Source organism: Variovorax sp. VaC1, assembly GCF_043658315.1.
In the GTDB taxonomy this organism is placed as follows: domain Bacteria; phylum Pseudomonadota; class Gammaproteobacteria; order Burkholderiales; family Burkholderiaceae_C; genus Variovorax.
This window is the reverse complement of the sequence record NZ_JBIGLT010000002.1, coordinates 1,084,751-1,106,457: the sequence shown is the minus strand read 5'-3', so window position 1 is coordinate 1,106,457 and position 21,707 is coordinate 1,084,751. Positions and strand designations below refer to the sequence as shown.

21 protein-coding genes are annotated in these 21,707 nt (G+C 66.5%); 15 read left to right on the top strand and 6 right to left on the bottom strand.

The window, feature by feature from the left end; all coding sequences use genetic code 11:
• The first annotated feature begins 15 nt into the window (after positions 1-15).
• The 5 genes from ACGLHS_RS12080 (at position 16) to ACGLHS_RS12060 (ending at position 5,209) form a co-directional block, all read left to right on the top strand.
• A complete protein-coding gene (locus ACGLHS_RS12080) occupies positions 16-744 on the top strand; it encodes a molecular chaperone (protein ID WP_394479846.1) in 729 nt (242 codons plus the stop codon).
• Between the two features lie 34 nt (positions 745-778).
• Positions 779-3,106, top strand: coding sequence for a fimbria/pilus outer membrane usher protein (locus ACGLHS_RS12075; protein WP_394479844.1), 2,328 nt, complete (start codon positions 779-781; stop codon positions 3,104-3,106).
• Positions 3,103-4,134: a spore coat U domain-containing protein gene (locus ACGLHS_RS12070; RefSeq protein ID WP_394479842.1), complete on the top strand. Its 1,032-nt coding sequence runs from the start codon at positions 3,103-3,105 to the stop codon at positions 4,132-4,134. Before ACGLHS_RS12075 ends, ACGLHS_RS12070 begins: the two co-directional genes overlap by 4 nt.
• A gap of 163 nt (positions 4,135-4,297) precedes the next feature.
• Complete coding sequence (locus ACGLHS_RS12065; RefSeq protein ID WP_394479840.1) at positions 4,298-4,771, top strand: hypothetical protein; 474 nt, start codon at positions 4,298-4,300, stop codon at positions 4,769-4,771.
• Between the two features lie 102 nt (positions 4,772-4,873).
• The gene (locus ACGLHS_RS12060; protein WP_394479838.1) at positions 4,874-5,209 is read left to right on the top strand and encodes a hypothetical protein; all 336 of its coding nucleotides are present in this window, start codon (positions 4,874-4,876) and stop codon (positions 5,207-5,209) included.
• 37 nt (positions 5,210-5,246) lie between these two features.
• Here the strand turns inward: ACGLHS_RS12060 and ACGLHS_RS12055 are convergent, their stop codons facing one another.
• Positions 5,247-5,924 carry a TetR/AcrR family transcriptional regulator gene (locus ACGLHS_RS12055; protein WP_176801243.1) on the bottom strand — a complete coding sequence of 226 codons (678 nt, stop codon included), beginning with the start codon at positions 5,922-5,924 and terminating at the stop codon, positions 5,247-5,249.
• Positions 5,925-6,116: 192 nt separating this feature from the next.
• Between ACGLHS_RS12055 and ACGLHS_RS12050 the strand changes: the two genes are divergently transcribed.
• Positions 6,117-7,187, top strand: a complete 1,071-nt coding sequence (locus tag ACGLHS_RS12050) for an asparaginase (RefSeq protein WP_394479836.1) — start codon at positions 6,117-6,119, stop codon at positions 7,185-7,187.
• Between the two features lie 82 nt (positions 7,188-7,269).
• Here the strand turns inward: ACGLHS_RS12050 and ACGLHS_RS12045 are convergent, their stop codons facing one another.
• Positions 7,270-8,082, bottom strand: a complete 813-nt coding sequence (locus tag ACGLHS_RS12045; protein WP_394479834.1) for a phosphatase PAP2 family protein — start codon at positions 8,080-8,082, stop codon at positions 7,270-7,272.
• A 170-nt stretch (positions 8,083-8,252) separates the two neighbouring features.
• On the opposite strand from ACGLHS_RS12045, the gene glyQ reads away from it, so the two are divergent.
• The 6 genes from glyQ to ACGLHS_RS12015 all read left to right on the top strand — a co-directional run bounded on the left by glyQ (position 8,253) and on the right by ACGLHS_RS12015 (position 14,362).
• On the top strand, positions 8,253-9,176 hold the full coding sequence (gene glyQ / locus ACGLHS_RS12040; RefSeq protein WP_394479832.1) for a glycine--tRNA ligase subunit alpha: 924 nt from the start codon (positions 8,253-8,255) through the stop codon (positions 9,174-9,176).
• A 22-nt stretch (positions 9,177-9,198) separates the two neighbouring features.
• Positions 9,199-9,750 carry a metal-dependent hydrolase gene (locus tag ACGLHS_RS12035; RefSeq protein ID WP_394479830.1) on the top strand — a complete coding sequence of 184 codons (552 nt, stop codon included), beginning with the start codon at positions 9,199-9,201 and terminating at the stop codon, positions 9,748-9,750.
• 98 nt (positions 9,751-9,848) lie between these two features.
• Positions 9,849-11,981 (top strand): glycine--tRNA ligase subunit beta, encoded by a 2,133-nt coding sequence (glyS, locus tag ACGLHS_RS12030; protein WP_394479828.1) that lies wholly within the window; start codon positions 9,849-9,851, stop codon positions 11,979-11,981.
• A 25-nt stretch (positions 11,982-12,006) separates the two neighbouring features.
• Positions 12,007-12,600, top strand: a complete 594-nt coding sequence (gene gmhB, locus ACGLHS_RS12025) for a D-glycero-beta-D-manno-heptose 1,7-bisphosphate 7-phosphatase (RefSeq protein ID WP_093246536.1) — start codon at positions 12,007-12,009, stop codon at positions 12,598-12,600.
• On the top strand, positions 12,600-13,385 hold the full coding sequence (locus ACGLHS_RS12020) for a 1-acyl-sn-glycerol-3-phosphate acyltransferase (protein ID WP_093246537.1): 786 nt from the start codon (positions 12,600-12,602) through the stop codon (positions 13,383-13,385). Before gmhB ends, ACGLHS_RS12020 begins: the two co-directional genes overlap by 1 nt.
• Positions 13,386-13,399: 14 nt before the next feature.
• Positions 13,400-14,362 carry a M48 family metallopeptidase gene (locus ACGLHS_RS12015; protein ID WP_394479825.1) on the top strand — a complete coding sequence of 321 codons (963 nt, stop codon included), beginning with the start codon at positions 13,400-13,402 and terminating at the stop codon, positions 14,360-14,362.
• Between the two features lie 16 nt (positions 14,363-14,378).
• Here ACGLHS_RS12015 and ACGLHS_RS12010 read toward each other — a convergent pair whose 3' ends face one another.
• The 4 genes from ACGLHS_RS12010 to ACGLHS_RS11995 all read right to left on the bottom strand — a co-directional run bounded on the left by ACGLHS_RS12010 (position 14,379) and on the right by ACGLHS_RS11995 (position 18,542).
• A complete protein-coding gene (locus ACGLHS_RS12010) occupies positions 14,379-15,149 on the bottom strand; it encodes an SDR family oxidoreductase (RefSeq protein WP_093246538.1) in 771 nt (256 codons plus the stop codon).
• A 73-nt stretch (positions 15,150-15,222) separates the two neighbouring features.
• A complete protein-coding gene (locus ACGLHS_RS12005) occupies positions 15,223-16,134 on the bottom strand; it encodes a pseudouridine synthase (RefSeq protein WP_394479823.1) in 912 nt (303 codons plus the stop codon).
• Entirely contained in the window at positions 16,131-17,441 is a 1,311-nt protein-coding gene (locus ACGLHS_RS12000) for a leucine-rich repeat-containing protein kinase family protein (protein WP_394479821.1), read from the bottom strand. The genes ACGLHS_RS12005 and ACGLHS_RS12000 overlap by 4 nt, the downstream gene beginning before the upstream one ends.
• Before the next feature lie 30 nt (positions 17,442-17,471).
• Entirely contained in the window at positions 17,472-18,542 is a 1,071-nt protein-coding gene (locus tag ACGLHS_RS11995; RefSeq protein ID WP_394479819.1) for an MBL fold metallo-hydrolase, read from the bottom strand.
• Positions 18,543-18,660: 118 nt separating this feature from the next.
• Here ACGLHS_RS11995 and ACGLHS_RS11990 point away from each other — a divergent pair, with 118 nt between their 5' ends.
• Genes ACGLHS_RS11990 through aceK form a run of 3 tightly spaced genes read left to right on the top strand, consistent with a single transcriptional unit; the run spans position 18,661 to position 21,653 of the window.
• Positions 18,661-19,059: a MerR family DNA-binding transcriptional regulator gene (locus tag ACGLHS_RS11990; protein WP_394479817.1), complete on the top strand. Its 399-nt coding sequence runs from the start codon at positions 18,661-18,663 to the stop codon at positions 19,057-19,059.
• A 40-nt stretch (positions 19,060-19,099) separates the two neighbouring features.
• Positions 19,100-19,828 (top strand): carbonate dehydratase, encoded by a 729-nt coding sequence (can, locus tag ACGLHS_RS11985; RefSeq protein ID WP_093246543.1) that lies wholly within the window; start codon positions 19,100-19,102, stop codon positions 19,826-19,828.
• Between the two features lie 4 nt (positions 19,829-19,832).
• Positions 19,833-21,653, top strand: coding sequence for a bifunctional isocitrate dehydrogenase kinase/phosphatase (aceK, locus tag ACGLHS_RS11980; protein ID WP_394479815.1), 1,821 nt, complete (start codon positions 19,833-19,835; stop codon positions 21,651-21,653).
• The last annotated feature ends 54 nt before the right edge of the window (positions 21,654-21,707 follow it).

The window sequence follows — 21,707 nt, the reverse complement described above, 5'->3', positions numbered from 1 at the left end:
TTGCCTGGATTGCCCGTGCACCGCTTGCTTCGCTACACCTTCGCCCTCGCGTTCGCCCTGGCGCACGCGGTCGCTTCGGCGAGCGGGCTGCAGGTTTCTCCGGTCACGCTGACGCTGCAGGCCACGCAAAACGCCGATGGTCTCTGGCTCAGCAACACCGGTGACAGCGTGGTGCACGCTCAGGTGCGGGTCTATCGTTGGTCGCAGGAGAACGGTGCTGAAAATCTGTTGCCCTCGCGCGAACTCCTCGTGAGTCCGCCGATGGTGCAGCTGGCCCCGTCCGAGCGACAGCTGATCCGCGTCATCCGCACCGGCATTCCCGCCGGCGCGGTCGAGAACTCGTATCGGGTCATCATCGATGAGCTGCCGGTCGAGGTGAAGGAAAAGAAGGGCCTGCAGCTCGTGCTGCGGTATTCGGTGCCCATCTTCATCGCTGCGGCGGGCGCTCAGTCCGCTGTGCCCCAGCTCGCATGGTCGCTGCGCCGCGAGGGCGGCCAGGCGGTGCTCGAAGTCGCCAACAGCGGCGGCATGCACGCCCAGCTTGCCGATCTGGATTTTGTCGATGCCGCAGGCCGGCGCACCGCAGTGCACGGCGGCCTGATGGGCTACGTCCTGCCGGGCGCAAACATGCGTTGGCCCTTGAAGACACCCGCGGAAGCCTTTGCCGGCGGCGGCGTCCTGGAAACGAAGATCAATGGCAACGCGACGCAGGAAAAAATTCCGCCACTTCAACGCGTCCGCTGAGCGTCTCCTGCCACTGCTGCTTCTTTCGGGTCTGATGCCTTTTGCCGCTCAGGCCAAGGGTACCGCAGCCGGCTCGAGTTCGTGGCTGGTCGCATCCGCCGCGGAAGGCGACCTTACCGGCCCGGCCGGCAGCGACCTCTATCTGGAGCTGAGCCTCAACGGCAACCCCCAGGGACTGGTGCATTTCGGCCTGCGCGGCCAGGAGCTCTGGGCCAGTGCCACCACGCTGCGGCAACTGGGTTTCATCCTGCCGGAGGGCGTGTCCGATCCCGTGAGGCTCAAGAGTCTTCCCGGCGTGCAGGTCGCGTACGACGCCGCAAAGCAGAGCCTCACGATCAATGCCTCTGCCGATGTGCTGCGCCTGCCCACGACAGTGGTCAACACATCGACGGTCGTCTCCCCGAAGGCCAGCGCTTCGCCGGGCCTGCTGCTCAACTACGACCTCTATGGCACGCAGGGCCGGGGCAACAGCTCCAGCCTCAATGCGCTCGCCGAAGTGCGCGCGTTCAGCGGAAACAGCGTGTTCAGCAGCACGATGATGTCGCGCGCATCCCGCGTCGACAACGAAAGCTGGCAGCACGAGTCGGTCCGGCTCGACACCACCTGGAGCCAGTCGTACCCCGACGACATGCTGACGCTTCGCGTGGGCGATACCACCACCGCATCGCTGCCGTGGTCGCGCTCCACCCGCATCGGCGGCATCCAGCTTTCGCGCAATTTCTCGTTGCAGCCCTATCGCACCACCACGCCGTTGCCGGCGTTCCTGGGGTCGGCCACGCTGCCCTCTCAGGTGGAGCTCTACATCAACGGCCTTCGCCAATACACCGGCCAGGTTCCGGCGGGCCCCTTCCAGCTCAACACGGTTCCGAGCATCAACGGTGCTGGCAATGCCCAGGTGGTGCTCACCGATGCCTTCGGCCGCGCCACGACGCTCGATTTCTCTCTGTACGACACGCAGCGGTTGCTGCAGGAGGGGCTGTCCGACTGGTCCGTCGATCTCGGCGTGGTGCGCAAGAACTACGGCCTGCGCTCGAACGACTACGGCAGCGATCCCGCCGTCACCGGCACCTGGCGCTACGGCGTGAGCAACAGCTTCACGCTGGAGGCGCACGGCGAGACCACGAAGGGTCTGGTGAACGGCGGCGTCGGCGGCGCGTGGCTGCTCGGGCAAAGCGGCGTGCTGGCGGGCGCCGTGGCGCACAGCAGCCACAGCGGGGGGCGAGGCTCGCTGCTCAACCTGGGCTACAGCTGGCGAGACAACCAGTTCAATTTCGCGGTCGAGGGCACGCGCACGCGCGGGGACTACCGCGATGTCGCATCTCTCTACGGCAGCCCGCCGCCACGCGGCTCCGGCCGGGCATCGATCGGCTACACCACGAAGGACTTCGGCAGTTTCGGCCTCAGCTATCTCTACCTGCGCTATCCGGCACAGGAGGCGACGCGCATGGCCAGCGTCTACTGGTTCAGGGCGATCGGAAGCAGCGCCTCGATGAACGTGAGCCTCAACCAGAACCTGGACAACCGCCGCGAGCGCGGCCTTTTCGTAGGCTTTACCTGGGCGCTGGACGGCAACATCACAGCCAGTGCCGGCATCCAGCGCGAGCGGGGCCAGACCGTCTACACCGCCGATGCGCAGAGCTCCATGCCGGGCGACGGCGGCATCGGCTGGCGTGCCGGCCTGCGCCAGGGCGGCGGCCAGAACGGTGGACAGGCCGAAATCGACTACCTGGGCCGCTACGGCCGCACCATGGCCGGCATCAGCGTGCTCGGCGACAGCCGCTACGCCTACGCCGGCGCCACCGGCTCGATCGCATTCATGGGCGGCCAGCCTTTCGTGGCGCGTCGCATCGACGACGCCTTCGCGGTGGTTTCCACCGACGGGATTGCCGGCGTGCCCGTGAGGCTGGAGAACCGGGACATCGGCACCACGAATGACAAGGGCATGCTGCTGGTGGCGCCGCTGCGGTCCTACCAGAGCAACCAGCTGTCCATCGATCCGATGCAGTTGCCCGCCGACGTGAAGATCGAACGCGTGAAGACAGTCGCCACGCCGAGCGACCGCTCCGGCACGTTGGTGCGATTCGGCATCACACCGGTCAGCGCGGCCGCGCTGCTGCTGGTGGACGAGGCGGGCAAGCCCCTGCCGCTGGGCAGCCGTGTGCGCGCGAACGGGCAGGACGGTGAGCCGGCCTTGGTCGGCTTCGACGGTGCGGTGTACCTCGAATCGCTCCAGGCCCACAACACGCTCGACGTGCAGACGCCCGGGGGCGCCTGCCGGACCCGCTTCGACTATCGCAAGGACGGTGCGGCAATCCCGCAGATCGGGCCGCTGCGCTGCACCAGGGAGGCCAAGACGCCATGAGAGATGCCACGAGTCTTCTGACCCGTACGCTGCGGGCCCTGCGCCTGCCCTTGTTCTGCACGCTGCTGTGGCTGCTGTCGGCCGGTAGCGCGCACGCGTCGATCAATTGCACCGCGTCGATGACGAACGTGGCTTTCGGTTCGGTCGACCTGGTCGCCGGCGGCACGCCGGCGCCTACCACCGCCACGTTGACCTACACCTGCACCAAGAGCGGCAACACCAACACCACCGAGTACGCCAGGGTCTGCTTCAACATCGGCGATGGCAACGAAGGTCTCACGAACTTCAATCCGCGCGTCATGAAGAGCGGCGCGGGCGACATGTTGAAGTTCCAGCTCTACCAGGGGACAAGCAGCACGATCTGGGGCTCGAACGGCAACGCGGCGGTGCCGAACCCGTACACCATCAACATCAGCATTCCTGCCCGGTCTACCACCATTTCGGGCAGTACCACGATGCGCGGGGAGTTGATTGCCCTGCAGACCACCGTGCCTCCGGGTTCGTACCAGGACAACTTCGCCGGAATCCACACGTCGATCACGCTCACGTCGAGCACGGGCGGCGCGCCGACCACATGCGGCACGGCGGTGGCGGACCAGTTCCCCTTTCTTGTCAGCGCGACCATCGCCAAGAGCTGCCTGGTCACGGCCGATCCGCTGAACTTCGGCTCCGTCTCGGGCCTGCCGGGTGGGGGCAACATCGACCAGAGCAGCACGATCTACGTCACCTGCACGACGCCGACCTCCTACACGGTCGCCCTCATGCCATCCAACAACCTGACCACCGGCGCAGGGACGATGACGCCAACGGGAAGCGTGCCCGGCAACACCGACACGGTGGCCTACCAGCTCTACCGCAACGCCGCCCGCACGAGCGCCTGGGGCAGCGTCACGGGAAGCAACACCGTCGCGGGCTCGGGCACCGGCCAGGTCCAGCCGCTGACCTTGTACGGCCGTGTTCTCGGCACCAGCGTCAACGTGCGGCCAGACAGCTACCAGGACATCGTGACGGTCAGCGTGACCTACTGAGCCGCGCCCGGGGTGGCACTGGCACGGAGCGCGTGCTGGCAAATTGCATGGAATGCGCGAAGAATCGCGCCTGGAAAGCCTTTATTTTTCCGCGACTCTGCCGATAGACCTGGTTGGGCATCGATCCGATGCCTCCACCCAGGTTGCGACGAGAGGAGTTCCCATGGCCGGAAACAGGCGCTCTGCAAAGGCGACTGCGCTGCGATCACCGCGAACGGCACCGCCGCTGGCGGCCGTCGGCGTGCTGCTGCTTTTGCTGCCGTTGCCCCTGCAGCTCAGTTCCGCGGAGCCGATGCGCGACACGAACAGCGCCACGGGCCGCTTCAACCTGACGATCACCGTTCTTCCGACCTTCAAGGTGCTCGAGATCACGCCCGCGAAAGGCGGGCATGCTTACCGCGTCTGGACCAACATGGCCTCGGTGACCATCAAGGGGCGGGAGTACCGGTTCGACAAGGTCGGAGAAACCACTTTCTTTGTGGCCGGCACCGATGCCGATGGCCGAGACAGCCTCGACGCCACATGGCACGGCGCGATCGGTGCAATGGCGGCAACCCCGAACGGCGCTTCGCCGCAGGCCGCGGCCGCCCCGGTCGGCGATGGCAGCAACGCGACGCGGGTGACGGTGACTTACTGAGGGGCCAGCCCCGCCCCCTACACCTTTCGTCTTTACTGCCGATATCCGGAGATCGGGCGCCCATGCCGCGCCTGAACCTCATGTTCTTACGGATCGGGCCTTATGACGGGAACTTGGCTTCAACCGGGCCGCGGCGCGCACCGTCGCGGTTTGCGGGGCTTGGCGGTCGCGCTGTGCCTGGCGCCGATGCTGTGCGTTGCCGAGTCCATGCACGGCGCCAGCTCCGCGACCAGCCAGTTGCGCATCACGGTGATCGTGCCGCCCGTGTTTCGCGTGCTGCAGGTCACGCCGACCAGCGAGGGCTATGACTACCGGGTGTGGACCAACATGCGGTCGGTCGTCTTCGGCGGGCGCGAATACCGGTTCGACCGGATCGGCGAGACCACGCTGCGCCTGCGGACATCGCCCGACCAGGTGTGGATGGTTCACGGGCTGTAGCCGCCGTTGTCCTTCGCAAGAAAGAAAGACCGACCGATCAGGCCTTGATCCCGCACCCGTTCAGCACGAACGCCACCAGCTCGCGCGCGATGGGTTCGCGCTCGATCGGCGCATCGCGCGGCAGGCCGAGCATCACGCGCGTCTGGATCGCGTAGTCGGCATAGCTCTGGGTCATGGCCCAGATGTGCATCAGCAGGATGCGCGCGTCGAGCGGGCGCATCAGGCCGCGTGCGATCCAGCCGTTGATGACGTCCACCTTCTTCTGCGTCCACGCCCTGGCGTTGGGCCAGTAGCGGTCGAGGTTGCGGCCGCCGTCGAGCACCTCGCGCGTGAAGATGCGCGAGATCTCGGGGTTGTCGAAGGCGTGGTCCAGCTTCTTGCGGATGTAGTCGCCGAGCACCGTGGCCGGATCGCTGGCGTCCTCGAACGAGAACACCACCTTCCAGTCGTGCAGCACCTGCATCAGCAGCTCTTCGTACAGCTCTTCCTTGCCCGCGATGTAGTAATGAAGCTGGGGCTTGGTCAGCCCCGCACGTGCCGCGATGGCCTGGGTCGAGGTGCCCTTCAGGCCGTGCAGGCTGAACTCGGTCACCGCCGCGGTGCGGATCGCGGCCATGATGCGTTCGCGTCCCGGGCGCGCGCGCGACAGCGGGCCATCGGGGGCGGGCATTTCCTGGGCTGTCGAGGGGGTGAGGGTGGCGGGATCGACGTTCATGGCGGTGGGCGGGTGCGCCCGGTTGATGGTAATCCCTAGGTGAATCGGCCTTCGATGCGGCCCGTCTGCAGGCCGGTTCACCCCGGCGCATGACCGCATGCCTTGCCCGCATGGCGATGCCGTGCATGCGGGCACGGTTCATGTATCTTCCTCGCCGCCTCGAAAAATTATCCTCAAACCAAGGAGCCTTTCATGTACCTTTCTCCCCGTTTCCGTGCCTTCGCGGCCGGTGCCGCACTGCTCGCGGCCAGCGCCCTGGCGCAGGCGCAGCAGGCGCTGCCCAATGTGGTGATTCTTGCCACCGGCGGCACCATCGCCGGCGCTGGCGCCTCGGCCGTCAACAGCGCGACCTACGCGGCTGCCAAGGTCGGTGTCGAGAAGCTGATTGCCGGCCTGCCCGAGCTTTCCAAGGTTGCCAACGTGCGCGGCGAGCAGGTGTTCCAGGTCGCATCCGAAAGCCTCACCAACGACAACCTGCTGACGCTGGCCAAGCGCGTCTCGGCGCTGTCCAAGCAGTCGGACGTGGACGGCATCGTCATCACGCACGGCACCGACACGCTGGAAGAAACCGCCTACTTCCTCACGCTCACCGTGCACACCAACAAGCCGATCGTGGTGGTCGGCTCGATGCGTCCGGGCACGGCGCTGTCGGCCGACGGCGCGCTCAACCTGTATGACGCCGTGAACGTGGCGGGCAGCAAGGACGCGATGGGCAAGGGCGTGCTGGTGACGATGAACGACAACATCGACAGCGGCCGCGACGTGAGCAAGAACGTCAACATCAAGACCAACGCGTTCTCCAGCCAGTGGGGCCCGCTGGGCATGGTCGTCGAGGGCAAGAACTACTGGTTCCGCGCGCCGGTCAAGCGCCACACCATGAACTCTGAGTTCGACATCGACAGCATCACCGCGCTGCCGCCGGTCGAGATCGCCATGGGCTACGAAGGCGTGTCGTCCATCGCCATCGACGCGATCGCCAAGAGCGGCGCCAAGGCGCTGATCCATGGCGGCACGGGCAATGGCTCGGTGGCCGACCGCATCGTGCCGAACCTGCAGAAGGCGCGCGCCGATGGCGTGATCGTCATTCGCAGCTCGCGCGTGCCCGACGGCTTCGTGATCCGCAATGCCGAGCAGCCCGACGACAAGTACGACTGGGTGGTGGCACACGACCTGCGCCCGCAGAAGGCACGCATCCTGGCGATGGTCGCGCTGACGAAGACCAGCAACACGAAGGAACTGCAGCGCATCTTCTGGGAATACTGATCCGCCACAGGCGATTTCAGCGACCTGAACAGGGCCGCGAGGGCATCAGCCTTCGCGGCCTTTTTGCTGGGCGAGCGCCTGACTATCGCGTTCGGCGATGGTGCCGCGCGTACTCGATGCTCGCGATGCAGATCGCCAGCCACGCCCCGCCCGAGCACAGCCCCGCAAGCACGTCGGTCGGGAAGTGCGCCCGCACGAAGATGCGGCTGCAGGCCACGGTGATGACCACGGCCGTGGCCGCCATCACCGACGCCACGCGCCAGCGCGGCGTCAGCATGCGCAGCCCCAGGTAGCCCAGCATGCCGTAGAGGACCATCGAGCCGGAGCTGTGGCCGCTCGGAAAGCTGAAGCCCGAGACCAGCGCGAAGCCTTCCTCGTGAATCGGCCGTGCACGCTCGAAGATGTGCTTGAGCACGTGGTTCAGCACCGCGTTGCCGACACTGGCCGCCAGCCATCCGGCGGCAAAGCCGCGATGCCCGCGCAGCCACAGCAAGGCCGCCACCAGCACGCAGAGCGACCCCATGAACCACGGGTCGCCCAGGTGGGTGAGCCACATGAACATGTCCCGCACGGCCACCGGCGTGTGAGCGCCGACCGCGTTGCTGATCGACTCGTCCAGCAGCCCCATCGGCCGGCCGTTGCCCAGCCCTTCGGCCACCTCGGCGAACGCATGCGCCAGGGCGAGTACCGCGACAAGGCCGACGGCCAGCCCGCCAAACAGCAGGCGCGCACCCGGCTCGGGCTGCGCCGCATGCCGGCGCCGAAGGTGCTCGAAGCCCCAGGCCGCGAGGCCGGTACCGGCGGTCAGCACGGCCAGCAACACCAGGAAGCCGGGCCAGGCCTGGGCGCCGATGCGCTCGCCCAGGGCGGTCAATGCGGTGTGATCAACGGGCATGGTCAGAGGGCGCGGACGGCGAGGACAGGCGAATCACGATGTATGGCGTCGGTTCCAAAAGGGGGAGATCGAGCATAGCCGCCCGCTCCCGACCGCCCGCTGCCTCGTAAAATAGCCGGTTCGTTGCGCCGCGGGGTTCTCCCACCGGGCGGCCGCCTTCACGCAGAGCCATGCTGACCTTCCAACAAATCATTCTCAAACTGCAGTCGTACTGGGCCGACCAAGGCTGTGCGCTGCTGCAACCGTACGACATGGAAGTGGGCGCGGGCACCTCGCACACCGCCACCTTCCTGCGCGCCCTCGGCCCGGAACCCTGGAAGGCCGCCTACGTGCAGCCCAGCCGCCGCCCCAAGGACGGCCGCTACGGCGAGAACCCGAACCGCGGCCAGCACTACTACCAGTACCAGGTGGTGCTGAAGCCGGCACCGTCGAACATCCTCGAGCTGTACCTCGGCAGCCTCGAAGCACTGGGCTTCGACCTGAAGAAGAACGACATCCGCTTCGTCGAAGACGACTGGGAGAACCCCACGCTCGGCGCCTGGGGCCTGGGCTGGGAGGTCTGGCTCAATGGCATGGAAGTGACGCAGTTCACCTACTTCCAGCAGGTCGGCGGCCTCGACTGCAAGCCCATCACCGGCGAGATCACCTACGGCCTCGAGCGGCTGGCCATGTACCTGCAGGGCGTGGAGAACATGTACGACCTGGTGTGGACCGAAGGCCATGGCGGCAACAAGCTCACCTATGGCGACGTGTTCAAGCAGAACGAGGTCGAGCAGTCGGCTTACAACTTCGAGCACAGCGACGCCGAGTTCCTTTTCACCGCCTTCGCCGCGCACGAGAAGCAGGCCAAGCACCTCATGACCGAGCAGCTCGCGCTGCCGGCCTACGAGCAGGTGCTGAAAGCCGCGCACAGCTTCAACCTGCTCGACGCGCGCGGCGCGATCAGCGTGACCGAACGCGCGGCCTACATCGGCCGCATCCGCAACCTGGCGCGCAGCGTGGCGCAGAGCTACTACGACAGCCGCGAGCGCCTCGGCTTCCCGATGGCACCGCGCGAATGGGTCGCGCAGATGCCGCCGAAAAAGGCCGCCTGACCCCGCTGCCCATCAACCCGCCATGCCAACGATCTTCACCCACGTCGCCGTCCCCGTCTGCGCAGCCATTGCGCTGGGCAAGCGGCGCGTGCCGGTGGCGGCGTTGCTCGTGGGCATGCTCGCGGCCATCGTGCCGGACTTCGACGGCCTCGCCTTCAAGCTCGGCATCGCCTATGGCGGCATGGGCGGCCACCGCGGCTTTACGCACACCTTGTTGTTTGCGCTGGTGTTCGGCCTCATCGGCTGGTGGCTCGCGCCGCGCTGGGGCATGCGCCGCGCGACGGGCTGGGCGTGGATCGCGCTCTGCACCGTGTCGCATCCGCTGCTGGACATGCTGACCAACGGCGGCATCGGCATCGCCTTTTTCTGGCCGTTCAGCGACGTGCGCTACTTCAGCCCGTGGCGGCCCATCGAGGTGTCGCCGATCGCGCTCAAGCGTTTCTTCTCGCCGCGTGGCGCGCAGGTGCTGCTCAACGAGATGTTCACCGTCTGGGCGCCGCTGTTGGTGGTCGCGGTGCTTGCGCTCGTGGCGCGCCGCAGCGTGGAGCGGCGCGACGGCGCCGTCGCCGCATGAACCGTTTCTCTTTCTCTTTCCCTTCCACGGTGCCGCATTGCTGCGCGCCCGTGACCGGCGCCGCTTGCGGCGCAGTTTTCGTCCTATCCCTCTGAGCCATGTCGTCTGCCAGCCTTCTTGTCGAACTGTTTGTCGAGGAATTGCCGCCCAAGGCGTTGAAGAAGCTCGGTGACGCCTTTGCCGGCGTGCTGCGCGACCAGCTGGTGGCGCAGGGGCTTGCCGAAGCGGGTGCGGTGCTGACCGCCTACGCCTCGCCGCGCCGCCTGGCCGCGCACCTCACGCACGTGGCCGAGCGCGCCGCCGACAAGGCCGTGTCGCAAAAGCTCATGCCCGTGGCCGTGGGCCTCGATGCATCGGGCCAGCCCACGCCGGCGCTGCTCAAGCGCCTGGGCGCGCTCGGCGCCGACGCCTCGGCCGTGCCTGGCCTCAAACGCGCGATGGACGGCAAGGCCGAAGCGCTGTTCTACGAAAGCACCGCCAAGGGCGCCACGCTGGCCGAAGGCCTGCAGAAGGCGCTGGCCGAAGCCATTGCCAAGCTGCCGATTCCCAAGGTCATGACCTACCAGCTCGAAGAAGGCAGCGAGCTGCCCGGCTGGACCAGCGTGAGCTTCGTGCGCCCCGCGCACGGCCTTGTCGCGCTGCATGGCGATGCCGTCGTGCCCGTCGAGGCACTGGGCCTCCAGGCCGGCCGCGAAACGCACGGCCACCGCTTCGAGGCGGCGGTCGATCCAGTGGTGCTGCGCGATGCCAACGGCTATGCGCTGCAACTGCAGGACGACGGCGCGGTCATCGCGAGCTTCGAGGCGCGCCGCGCCGAAATCGCACGCCAGCTGGCGGCGGCCGCGGTGAAGGTCGGCGGTGGCTCGGTGCCTATCCACGACGACGCGCTGCTCGACGAAGTGACCGCGCTGGTCGAACGCCCCAACGTGCTGGTCTGCAGCTTCGAGCGCGAATTCCTCGAAGTGCCGCAGGAATGCCTGATCCTCACGATGAAGGCCAACCAGAAGTACTTTCCGCTGCTCGACGCGTCGAACAAGCTCACGAACCAGTTCCTGGTGGTCAGCAACATCAGCCCCGTCGATGCGAGCGCGGTGATCGGCGGCAACGAGCGCGTGGTGCGCCCGCGCCTGGCCGATGCCAAGTTCTTCTTCGACCAGGACCGCAAGAAGTCGCTGGCCTCGCGCGTCGAGTCGCTGGGCAAGGTGGTCTATCACAACAAGCTCGGCACGCAGGGCGAGCGCGTGCAGCGCGTGATGCACATTGCGCGCGGCATTGCCGAAAAGATCGGTGATACCACGCTCGCCGCGCTGGCAACACAAGCCGCCCAACTCGCCAAGGCCGACCTCGTAACAGACATGGTCGGAGAGTTTCCCGAGCTGCAGGGCACCATGGGGCGCTACTACGCGCTGCATGATGGGCTTGATATCTTGGTGGCCAATGCAATCGAGGACCACTACAAGCCGCGATTCTCCGGAGACGACTTGCCTCGCAATGAGGTAGGTGCAGTTGTAGCCTTGGCCGACAAGCTCGAAACCTTGGTCGGTATGTTTGGCATTGGTAACTTGCCAACCGGCGATAAAGATCCGTTTGCGTTGCGCCGCCACGCCCTCGGCGTGATTCGTATCTTGGCTGATGAAGAGTCCCCTCTTTTTCCAGCGCCCTCACTGGACGTCCTGCTGAAGCTGGCTATTCCGGTTTTCGGGGAGCGCATTTCGGATCCCTTGGCAGAGCTGCTCGACTTTTTCTACGAGCGTATTGCCAGTAGTTATCGTGGTTCGATTTTCAGTACGCAGCAGGTTGATGCAGTTTTGGCGTTGCGGCCGAGCCGACTTGGCGAAATTGACCAGAGACTCTTGGCCGTCCGCTCTTTCGCTGCGCTGCCTGAGGCGCCTGCGCTGGCGGCCGCCAACAAGCGCATCGGCAACATCCTCAAGAAGGCGCCCGAGGCCGACGCGCACGTGAGCGAGCTGCTGCTGCAGGAGCCCGCCGAGAAGGCGCTGTACGCGGCCATGGCGCAGGTCGTGCCCGCCGCCAATGCGCAGTTCGACGCCGGCGACTACACCGCCTCGCTGCAGACGCTGGCCGCGCTGCGCGAGCCGGTCGATGCCTTCTTCGACGGCGTGATGGTCAACGCCGAGCAGGCCGACCTGCGCCTGAACCGCCTGGGCCTGCTGATGTCGCTGCACGCTGCGATGAACCGCGTGGCGCAGCTCGAGCGGCTGGCCGTCTGAGTCCGATCTTCCAGGCAACCTCACCATGGGTGGCACCGCCATGAAACTCGTCATCCTCGACCGCAACGGCACGATCAACGTGCACCGCGAAGATTTCGTCAAGAGCGACATCGAGTGGACGCCGTTGCCCGGCGCGCTGGAGGCGGTGGCGCGGCTCAACCATGCGGGCTGGCACGTGGTGATCGCGTCCAACCAGTCGGGCCTGGGGCGCGGCCTGTTCGACATGGCTTCGCTCAATGCCATGCACGCCAAGATGCACAAGATGCTTGCGGCGGTGGGCGGCAAGGTCGATGCGGTGTTCTATTGCCCGCACAGCCCCGACGAAGACTGCGAGTGCCGCAAGCCGAAGCCGGGCCTGTTCCTGCAGATCGGCGACCGCTACGGCATCGACCTGAAGGGCGTGCCAACGGCTGGCGACAGCCTGCGCGACCTGCAAGCCGGCGCCGCCGCCGGCTGCGAGCCGCACCTGCTGCTCACGGGCATGGGCGCGGCCTGCATCGGCGTCGATCCGCTGCCGCCCGAATATCCGGCGAACACGATGGTTCACGAGAGCCTCGCCGCCTTTGTCGACTTTCTGCTTGTGCGCGAAGCACAGGCTGCACTGCAGGTAGCTGTCTGATGGCGTTTTTCCGTTCCGTTCTCCACGCCCTGTGGATGCTCGTCACCGTCGTGCCCTGGGGCATCATCATGTGCGTCAGCTCGCTCTGGAAGCGCGGCATTCCGCTCTACTGGATGGCGGCGCGGTGGCTCGGATGGGCCATCGGCGGCGCACGGGTGCTGCTGGGCATCAAGACGCGCGTGAGCGGCATGGAGAACCTGCCGACCGACAAGCTCGCGGGCGCGGTGCTGCTGGTCAAGCACCAGTCCACGCTCGAAACCTTCCTCATGCCCACGCTGATGCCGCACCCTCTGGCCTACGTGTTCAAGAAAGAACTGATCTACGTGCCGTTCTTCGGCTGGGCGATGGCGCGGCTGGACATGATCCACATCGACCGCAGCCAGCGCGCGCAAGCCTTCAACAAGGTGGTCAACCAGGGCCGCAAGCTGCTGGCGCAGGGCATCTGGATCATCATGTTCCCCGAAGGCACGCGCATTCCGCGCGGCCAGAAGGGCACCTACAAGAGCGGCGGCACGCGGCTGGCCTGCGAGACGGGCGTGCCGGTGATCCCGATTGCCGTCACCTCGGCCAAGGTCTGGCCGCGCAAGGCCTTCATCAAGCGTCCGGGCGTGGTCGATGTGTCCATCGGCCCGGCGATCCCGAGCGTGGGCCGCAAGCCCGATGAGCTGATGCGCGAGGTCGAAGCCTGGATCGAGGCCGAGATGCGTCGCCTCGACCCCGAGGCCTACGTCGACAGCCCGCAGCAGCCGCAACCCCTGCCGTCGTCGCCATCGGACGCACGCTGAACAAGGCATCCGACATGCGGGGGCTGCTGCAGTTCACGATGGACCTGTTCGAGGGGCTGGGGAGCGAGTTCGCGCCGCAGCCGCCCGCGCCGCCCAAGCGGGCGAAGAAGCCCAAGCCGCCGGCGCTGCCGCCCGTTGCCGTGGCCCCACCGGCACCCCTGACGCAGGAAGACCGGGACGCACCGCCCGCGGTTCCGCTGTCGGACACGCTGACCCTTGCGAACCTCGTGCACCCGCAGGCCACGCGCGAAGTGGTGCTGGGCTCGGCGCGCGTGGCGTATGAATTCAAGCGCGGCAAGCGCAAGACCATCGGCTTCCTAGTGGGCGCCGAAGGCCTGTCGGTGCGCGCGCCGCGCTGGGTGGCGCTGCGCGATGTCGACGCCGCGATCCGCGAGAAGGCCGACTGGATCCTGCGCAAGCTCACCGAGACACAGCAACGCCATGCGCGCGTCGAGGCCACGCGCATCGACTGGAAAGACGGTGCCGAGTTTCCCTTCATGGGCGAGCCGGTGGTGATCCAGCTCGACCCGAAGCACGGCTTTGCGAGCGTCGGCGGCACGCTCGACGCGGCCGAGGGCGACGGCCCCCGCACGCTGCGGCTGGCGGTGGCGCAGAACGCCGAGCCCTCGCAGATCCGCGATGCGGCGCAGGCCTGGCTCATGCGGCAGGCGCGGCGCCTGTTCATCGAACGGCTCGATCACTTCGCGCCCCGGCTCGGGGTGAGCTGGCAGAAGCTGTCGCTGTCGAACGCGGCAACGCGATGGGGCAGCGCGAGCGCCGACGGCTCGATCCGCCTCAACTGGCGGTTGATCCATTTCGGGTTGCCGGTGATCGACTACGTGGTCGCGCACGAACTGGCCCACCTGCGGGTGATGGACCACTCGCACCGCTTCTGGGAAACGGTCGAGAGCGTGGTGCCCGACTACGACGTCCTGCGGCAGAAGCTGAAGGACGAAGCCGTCCCTCGCTGGTCGTAGAAGAAAAAAGAAAGCCTCAGCGGGCGTGCGTGACGCCGCCGTCAACCACCAGCGTCGAGCCCATCACGTAGTCGCCGGCGCGCGATGCCAGGTAGATGGCGGCACCGGCCATGTCTTCCGGCACGCCGATGCGCCCGGCCGGAATGCGTTCCTTGACCTCGTCCGCGTGGTCGCGCGCCACCTTGTTCATGTCCGAGGCAAACGCACCGGGTGCGATCGCGCTCACCACGATGCGGTCTTGCGCAAGGCGCAGCGCCATGCGCCGTGTGAGCTGGATCAGACCGGCCTTGCTGGCCGCGTAGGAGTACGTTTCCTGCGGATTGATCGAGATGCCATCGATCGACGCGATGTTGATGACCTTGGCCAGATGATCGGTCGCGGCCTTCTTGAGCATCGGCGTCAGCGCCTTCGTGAGGAAGAAGGGCGTCTTCAGGTTCAAGTCGACCACCTTGTCCCAGCCGCTTTCCGGAAACTCCTCGTACGGGGCGCCCCAGGCGGCACCGGCGTTGTTGACGAGGATGTCGAGCGAGCCTTCATGCTTGGCGTAGGCATCGACCAGCGCCTGCGCGCCTTCCACCGTCGACACGTCGGCTGGCAGCGACACGCAGTGGCCGAAGGCCGACAGCTCCTTCGCGGTCTGATCGCAGGCGGCGGCCTTACGCGCCGAGATGTACACGCGCGCGCCCTGCGCCAGGAAGCCTTCGGCGATCATGCGGCCGATGCCGCGCGAGCCGCCGGTGATCAAGGCGCTGCGGCCCTTCAGCGAGAAGAGTTGGGTGGTGTCCATGGTGCAGGTGTCTCCTGAATGAGAAAGAGGGGTTTCAGGAAACGAGCTTAGTGCGCGGCGCGTCCGCGCCGCGTCACCTTGGTGCCAGCGACAGGCTGCGGGGGCTCGTGAAACTGCGCAGGTCGCCGGTGACCGGGTCGAGAAAGGCCACCGACTTGGCCAGCAGCTGCAGGGGCTTGTCGAAGTCGTCGGTGTTCTCGGGCAACAGCGTGGGGTAGATCGGGTCGTTCACGATCGGCATGCCCAGCGCCATGCAGTGCACGCGCAGCTGGTGCTTGCGGCCCGTGACTGGCGAGAGCTTCAGCAGCGCCTGGCCGTTGCGCGCCTCTTGCAGCACGATGCGGGTCTCGGAGTTGGGCTCGCCCGGTTCCTCTTTCACGCGCATGAAGTGTTCGTCGTCGACCAGCCGGCTGCGGTAGACCTCGGGCACCGACGACACGCCGTCATGCCACGGCACCACCGCCTCGTAGTGCTTGGCGATGCGGCGCTCGGGAAACATCGCCTGGTAGGCGCCGCGCGTTTCGGGACGCACCGAGAACAGCACCAGCCCCGAGGTGCTGCGGTCGATGCGGTGCAGCGGCACGAGGTCGTCGATCTTCAGCTTGCGCTTGAGCCGCACCAGCAGGCTTTGCTGCAGGTACTTGCCGGTCGGCGTGACGGGCAGGAAAGGGGGCTTGTCCGCGACCACGAGCTGGTCGTCCTGGAACAGCACCTGCTCTTCGAACGGAATGGTCACCTCGCCATCGAGCGTGCGGTAGTAGTAAACCCGCAGCGGCGATTGATAGCGGCGTTCGGTGGTCACCGGCACATGGTGTTCGTCGATCACGTCGCCGGCCGCGATGCGTTCGAGCCAGGCCTCGCGCGTGATGGCGGGAAAGCGCTCGATCAGGAATTCGGCGATGGTGGGCCAGGGGCCGTGTGGCAAGCCTACGCAGCTCGGGCCGACGCCGTCGCGCGTGGGCAGCGGCAGCCGGCGGTTCGTCATTGCGCGCGTTCTTGTTGCAGCACCGACAAGGCTTCAGCGAACGAGGGGCGCGTTGCCACGTCGGGGTGCATGCAGCGGTCTTTCAACGCCACCACGGCTTGCGGTGGCGCATCGCTGCAGCGTTCGAGCAGCTCTTCGAGCAGGCAGCCGAAGGCGCGCATTTCCAGTCGTTGCAATGCCAGAGCCTGTTCGGCATCGAGCGAACGGGTCATCCAGGCTGCGCCGAAGTCGCCGAGCCGGCCGCCACCTTGTGCGTGCCACAGGATGTTGTGCGCGTACAGGTCGCCGTGGAGGATGCCTTGCGCATGCAGGTGCTGCATGGCCGAGGCGATGTCGCGCGCGATGCGCAGAGCCACAACCGAAGACCAGAGCGCATCGCCTGCATAGACATCGCGCGTGCACGACGCCAGGCTCGGCGGCCCCGCGAGCGTGATGAACGATGGGTCCACCAGCGCCATCACCAGGCCTTCCGTGCCATCGGGGTGCCCGTCGATGCGGCTCTGCGCCGCAATCAGCGTAGGGTGCTCGCCGGCCGCGATGCAGGCGGCCATTTCGCTGTGCGGCCATCCGTCGCTGGTGACCGCGCCCTTGAACAGCTTGACCGCCACCGGCTGTTGCGCTGCACCCAGCGTCGCCTGATGGATCACGCCCGAGGCGCCTTCGCCGAGCTTCTTGCCGAGCGTCAGTTCGCGCCAGTCGACATGCGGCACCGACTGCGCGGTGATCGCCGCGTCTTCCGCCTGCGTGTCGAAGGGATTGCCCGCGGCAGCGAGCCACGACAGGCGCGGCAGCGAGAGCAGCCACTCGGGCAGCGCCTCGAATCGGTTGGCCGAAATGCGCAGCAGTTCGAGCTGCCGGCAGGCGGCCACCGATGGCGGCAGTGCGCGCAGGCGGTTGCCCGCCAGCATCAGCTTCTGCATTTGCGTGCACTGGCCGAGCGTGTCGGGCAATTCCTCGATCTGGTTGTCGGTGAGGATTAGCCAGCGCAGCGAAGCCGGCAGTGCTTCGGCCGGCACGCTGCGGATGCGGTTGGCCTTGAAGCCGACGATGTCGAGTTCGCGGCACTGGCCGATGGAGGCGGGCAGCTCGGTGAAGCGGTTGTCCGAGCAGAACAGCACGCGCAGCCGGTGCAGCCGGCCCAGGTCGTCGGGCAGCGCGCTCAGCGCATTGCCCGAGAGGTTCAGTGTTTCGAGTGAATCGGAAAGGTCGAAAAGCTCGCGCGGGAACTCGGTGAGCCCGCACGAGAGATCGATTCGTTTTGCGCCTGCCAGCCGGCCCGCGCGCAGCTGAGCCAGCGTGTCGTCCATCCGGCGAGTCTAAATCGCCAGGGCCTCACCCTAGGCCGTGGTGCTTTGGGCCCCGAAGCGGTAGATGCCGTCTTTTCCCAGCTCGCGCTTGACCTGGCCCGAGAACCACAGCAGATGCAGGTGAGCCACCGTCTCGCCCATGGCGAAGGTCATCTGGTGCAGGTCGAGTTCGCGCTTGAACAGGATCGGCAGGCCTTCGGCGGCGGTCAGCGGGCGCGCGGTGCAGGCTTCGAGCAGTTCGGCCAACCGGTCGCGGTGGTGCTCCTGCAACTGGTCGACGCGGCGGTGGATGCCGATGAACGGCTTGCCGTGCGAGGGCAGGCCGAGCGTGTCGGCCGGCAGCGCCTTGAACTTGTCGATGCTGTCGAGAAAGAGCCGCAGCGAATTGGCCTCGGGCTCGCCCGCATGCACGCTCACGTTGGTGGAGATGCGCGGCAGCATCATGTCGCCGCCCAGCAGCAGCTTCAGTTCGTCGCAGTACAGCGAGATGTGCTCCGGCGCGTGGCCGTAGCCGCTGATGCAGCGCCAGGCGTGGCCGCCGATCATGACGGTGTCGCCATCGAGCATGCGCGTGAAGTTGTCGGGCACCGAAGGCACCATGCCCGCGTAGTAGTTGGTGCGCGCACGGATCTTGGCGACGGCCTCGGGGTCGGTCAGGCCATGCGAGGCGAAGAACTTCGCGGCGTGCTCGCCGCCCGCCGCGCTGTCGCCGGCGGTGGTCAGCACGCGCGCCACGTGGTAGTCGGTCGAGCTGATCCACAGCGGCGCGTTCCAACGCGAGCAGAGCCAGTCGGCCAGGCCGATGTGGTCGGGGTGCATGTGGGTGACGATCACGCGCAGGATCGGCATGCCCTGCAGTTGCGTCTCGAACACCTGTTCCCACTGCGCGCGCGCTTCGTCGCGGGCGATGCAGCAGTCGACCACCGTCCAGCCCTCGACGCCGTCGAGGGTGTCGCGCAGCAGCCAGAGGTTGATGTGGTCCAGTGCAAAGGGCAGCCGCATGCGGATCCAGCGTACGCCGGGTGCCACCTCCAGTGCGGTGCCGGGCTCGGGCAGGGTGTCGCCCATCGGGTAGTGGAGTTCGCGTTCGAGGAGGTTCATGTAAGATTGACGTTTACGTAAACGTCATGTGTGGATGGCATCATTGTAGGGAGCGCGGCAAGAAGCTGCTGTCGCCCTCGTAACGTCCCTCCTGGCGCTTTCGAAACGCACCGCCTCCATGCCCGCGCAAACCTTCACCATCAGCCAGCTCGCGAAGGAGTTCGACCTCACGACGCGGGCCATCCGCTTCTACGAGGACATGGGCCTGCTCACGCCCGAGCGGGCCGGCCTGCAGCGCATCTACAGCGCGCGCGACCGGGCCCGGCTCACGCTCACGCTGCGTGCCAAGCGCCTCGGCCTGAGCCTGACGGAGGCCAAGGACATCCTCGACATGTACGACAGCCCGCAAGATACGGTGCCGCAGCTGCAGAAGTTCCTGGGCGTGCTGGGCGCGCACCGGGCGCAGCTCGAAGCCCAACTGGCAGAGCTGCAGGCCAATATCGCGGAAGTGCGTGCTCACGAAAAGAAGGGCCGGGCCACGCTGGCACGCGCGCAGAAGGCGGCCAGGGCGGCCTGAAATCTCGGCCGGAAACATGACTCACCGACAATAGGTTCCTATGTCCGACAACCTCGACGACCTCTTTGCCCACAACCGTGCCTGGTCAGCACAAATGGAACGCGACAGGCCCGGCTTCTTCACCGGCCTGGTGGAGCAGCAGACGCCACGCTACATGTGGATCGGCTGTTCCGACAGCCGCGTGCCCGCCAACCAGATCACCGGCCTGGAACCAGGCGAGGTGTTCGTTCACCGCAACGTCGCCAACATCGTGGTCCATTCCGACCTGAATGCGCTCTCGGCGATCCAGTTCGCGGTCGAACACCTGAAGGTCGAGCACATCATGGTGGTCGGCCACTACGGCTGTGCCGGCGTCAAGGCGGCCCTCAGCGGCAAGCGCATCGGCCTGGCCGACAACTGGATCCGCCACATCCAGGACGTGCGCGACCGCCACGCCGTCATGCTCGAAACCCTGCCCGAAGACGTGCGCGCCGATGCCCTGTGCGAGCTCAACGTGGCCGAGCAGGTGGTCAACGTGGCCGTCAGCACCGTCATGGTCGATGGCTGGGCGCGTGGCCAGAAGGTCCGCATCCACGGCTGGACCTTCGGCGTGCACGACGGCCTGCTGCAAGACCTGGGCTTGAGCGTCGATGGCGACAAGCCACTCGACGCCATCTACAAGGCCGCGGTGCAGCGCATCCGCTACAAGTGGAGCAAGCCGCAGGGCCTGTCGCCCAGCGCACTGGCCGGGGCCGACGGAACCGAAGGCAGCGAAGACAAGACCGGTTGAGTCCATGTTCCCGCAGCGTCTCGATTCGCCGCTGGCCTACGACATCGCCAAGGCGATGATCGACGGATTCAACCGGCACTACCGGTTGTTTCGCGCCGAATCGGCGCGCGCCAAGCACCGTTTCGAGACCGCCGACTGGCATGGCCAGCAGCGCGCGCAGCGCGAGCGCATCGAGTTCTACGACCTGCGCGTGAACGAGGCCGTGGCCCGGCTCGAAAAAGAGTTCAGGGCCGGCGACCAGCCGATGGAGGTGTGGCACCAGGTCAAGCTGCACTTCATCGGCTTGCTGGTGGACCACCACCAGCCCGAGCTGGCCGAGAGTTTTTTCAACTCGGTCACCACCAAGATCCTGCACCGCGCGTACTTCCAGAACGACTTCATCTTCGTTCGGCCGGCCATCAGCACCGAGTACATCGAGCCGCGCGGCGCGCCCACCTACCGCCCGTACTATCCCGCGCACGACACGCTGGCCGACACCATCGAGCAGATGCTCGACGACTTCGCGCTGCAGGGCAGCTATGCCAACAAGCGGCGCGATGCCGAGCGCGTGGCGCACGTCATCCTGAACCGCTTCCACCAGGTCAAGCTGCGCGCCAACTTCCAGCTGCAGGTGCTCTCGGGCCTGTTCTTTCGCAACAAGGGTGCGTACGTGGTCGGCCGCATCCTGAACGGCTTCACCGAGATTCCGTTCTCGCTGCCGATCCTGCACGACAGCCGCGGCAAGTTCTACATCGACGCGGCGCTGTTCGGCGAAGACGACCTGCAGATGCTGTTCAGCTTTGCGCGCGCCTACTTCATGGTCGACATGGAAGTGCCCTCGGCCTGCGTGCAGTTCCTGCGCTCGCTCATGCCGCGCAAGCCGCGCGCCGAGATCTACAACGCGCTGGGCCTGGCCAAGCAGGGCAAGACGCTTTTCTACCGCGACTTTCTGTCGCACCTGAACTACTCGAGCGACCGCTTTCGCATCGCGCCCGGTATCAAGGGCATGGTCATGCTGGTGTTCGACCTGCCGTCGTTCCCGTTCGTGTTCAAGGTCATCAAGGACTTCTATCCGCCGCAGAAGGACACCACGCGCGAGCAGATCAAGGGCAAGTACATGCTCGTGAAGCAGCACGACCGCGTGGGCCGCATGGCCGACACGCTGGAGTACAGCGACGTGGGTTTTCCGCTCGACCGCTTCGAGCCCGAGCTGATCGAGGAGATCCGCAAGTTCGCGCCCAGCCAGCTCGAGATCGGCGACCGCGACGGCAACGGGGAGATGGAGCTGGTGGTCAAGCACGTCTACATCGAGCGCCGCATGATCCCGCTCAACATCTACCTTCAGGAAGCCTTCGACACGCTGGCCCACCCCGAGAGCCCGGCCCAGGCCAGGCGCGCGAAAGACCAGCTCGAGCATGCGGTCATCGAATACGGCAACGCCATCAAGGACATGGTGGCCGCCAACATCTTTCCGGGCGACATGCTGTGGAAGAACTTCGGCGTCACGCGCGGCGGCAAGGTCGTGTTCTATGACTACGACGAGATCGAATACGTCACCGACTGCAAGTTCCGCAAGGTGCCCACGCCGCGCAACGAAGAAGACGAGATGAGCGGCGAGGTCTGGTATTCGGTCGGCCCGAAGGACGTGTTTCCCGAGACCTTCGAGCCCTTCCTGCTGGGCAACAGCGACGTGCGCGAAGCCTTCATGGCGCACCACGCCGACCTGCTCGACGCTGCCTTCTGGCAGCACCACAAGGAACGCATCCAGGCCGGCCAGATGCTCGATGTGTTCCCGTACGAAGAATCGCAGCGCTTCCAGCACGAGGGGCACGCGACGCATTTCTGACACTGGCCGTGGCACGCGCCGCAGCTCACTGCTTCAACGTCAACGCTTTTTGCT

Excerpts from the sequence above, each read along its gene's own strand:
- ACGLHS_RS12035 (WP_394479830.1), top strand. The coding sequence starts at position 9,199 with ATGCCAACGATCTTCACCCACGTCGCCGTCCCCGTCTGCGCAGCCATT.
- ACGLHS_RS11990 (WP_394479817.1), top strand. The coding sequence starts at position 18,661 with ATGCCCGCGCAAACCTTCACCATCAGCCAGCTCGCGAAGGAGTTCGAC.
- ACGLHS_RS12015 (WP_394479825.1), top strand. The coding sequence starts at position 13,400 with ATGCGGGGGCTGCTGCAGTTCACGATGGACCTGTTCGAGGGGCTGGGG.
- ACGLHS_RS12005 (WP_394479823.1), bottom strand. The coding sequence starts at position 16,134 with ATGACGAACCGCCGGCTGCCGCTGCCCACGCGCGACGGCGTCGGCCCG.
- ACGLHS_RS11995 (WP_394479819.1), bottom strand. The coding sequence starts at position 18,542 with ATGAACCTCCTCGAACGCGAACTCCACTACCCGATGGGCGACACCCTG.
- ACGLHS_RS12055 (WP_176801243.1), bottom strand. The coding sequence starts at position 5,924 with ATGAACGTCGATCCCGCCACCCTCACCCCCTCGACAGCCCAGGAAATG.
- gmhB (WP_093246536.1), top strand. The coding sequence starts at position 12,007 with ATGGGTGGCACCGCCATGAAACTCGTCATCCTCGACCGCAACGGCACG.
- aceK (WP_394479815.1), top strand. The coding sequence starts at position 19,833 with ATGTTCCCGCAGCGTCTCGATTCGCCGCTGGCCTACGACATCGCCAAG.
- ACGLHS_RS12060 (WP_394479838.1), top strand. The coding sequence starts at position 4,874 with ATGACGGGAACTTGGCTTCAACCGGGCCGCGGCGCGCACCGTCGCGGT.
- ACGLHS_RS12045 (WP_394479834.1), bottom strand. The coding sequence starts at position 8,082 with ATGCCCGTTGATCACACCGCATTGACCGCCCTGGGCGAGCGCATCGGC.
- ACGLHS_RS12050 (WP_394479836.1), top strand. The coding sequence starts at position 6,117 with ATGTACCTTTCTCCCCGTTTCCGTGCCTTCGCGGCCGGTGCCGCACTG.
- ACGLHS_RS12010 (WP_093246538.1), bottom strand. The coding sequence starts at position 15,149 with ATGGACACCACCCAACTCTTCTCGCTGAAGGGCCGCAGCGCCTTGATC.
- can (WP_093246543.1), top strand. The coding sequence starts at position 19,100 with ATGTCCGACAACCTCGACGACCTCTTTGCCCACAACCGTGCCTGGTCA.
- ACGLHS_RS12065 (WP_394479840.1), top strand. The coding sequence starts at position 4,298 with ATGGCCGGAAACAGGCGCTCTGCAAAGGCGACTGCGCTGCGATCACCG.
- ACGLHS_RS12075 (WP_394479844.1), top strand. The coding sequence starts at position 779 with ATGCCTTTTGCCGCTCAGGCCAAGGGTACCGCAGCCGGCTCGAGTTCG.
- glyS (WP_394479828.1), top strand. The coding sequence starts at position 9,849 with ATGTCGTCTGCCAGCCTTCTTGTCGAACTGTTTGTCGAGGAATTGCCG.
- ACGLHS_RS12000 (WP_394479821.1), bottom strand. The coding sequence starts at position 17,441 with ATGGACGACACGCTGGCTCAGCTGCGCGCGGGCCGGCTGGCAGGCGCA.
- ACGLHS_RS12020 (WP_093246537.1), top strand. The coding sequence starts at position 12,600 with ATGGCGTTTTTCCGTTCCGTTCTCCACGCCCTGTGGATGCTCGTCACC.
- glyQ (WP_394479832.1), top strand. The coding sequence starts at position 8,253 with ATGCTGACCTTCCAACAAATCATTCTCAAACTGCAGTCGTACTGGGCC.
- ACGLHS_RS12070 (WP_394479842.1), top strand. The coding sequence starts at position 3,103 with ATGAGAGATGCCACGAGTCTTCTGACCCGTACGCTGCGGGCCCTGCGC.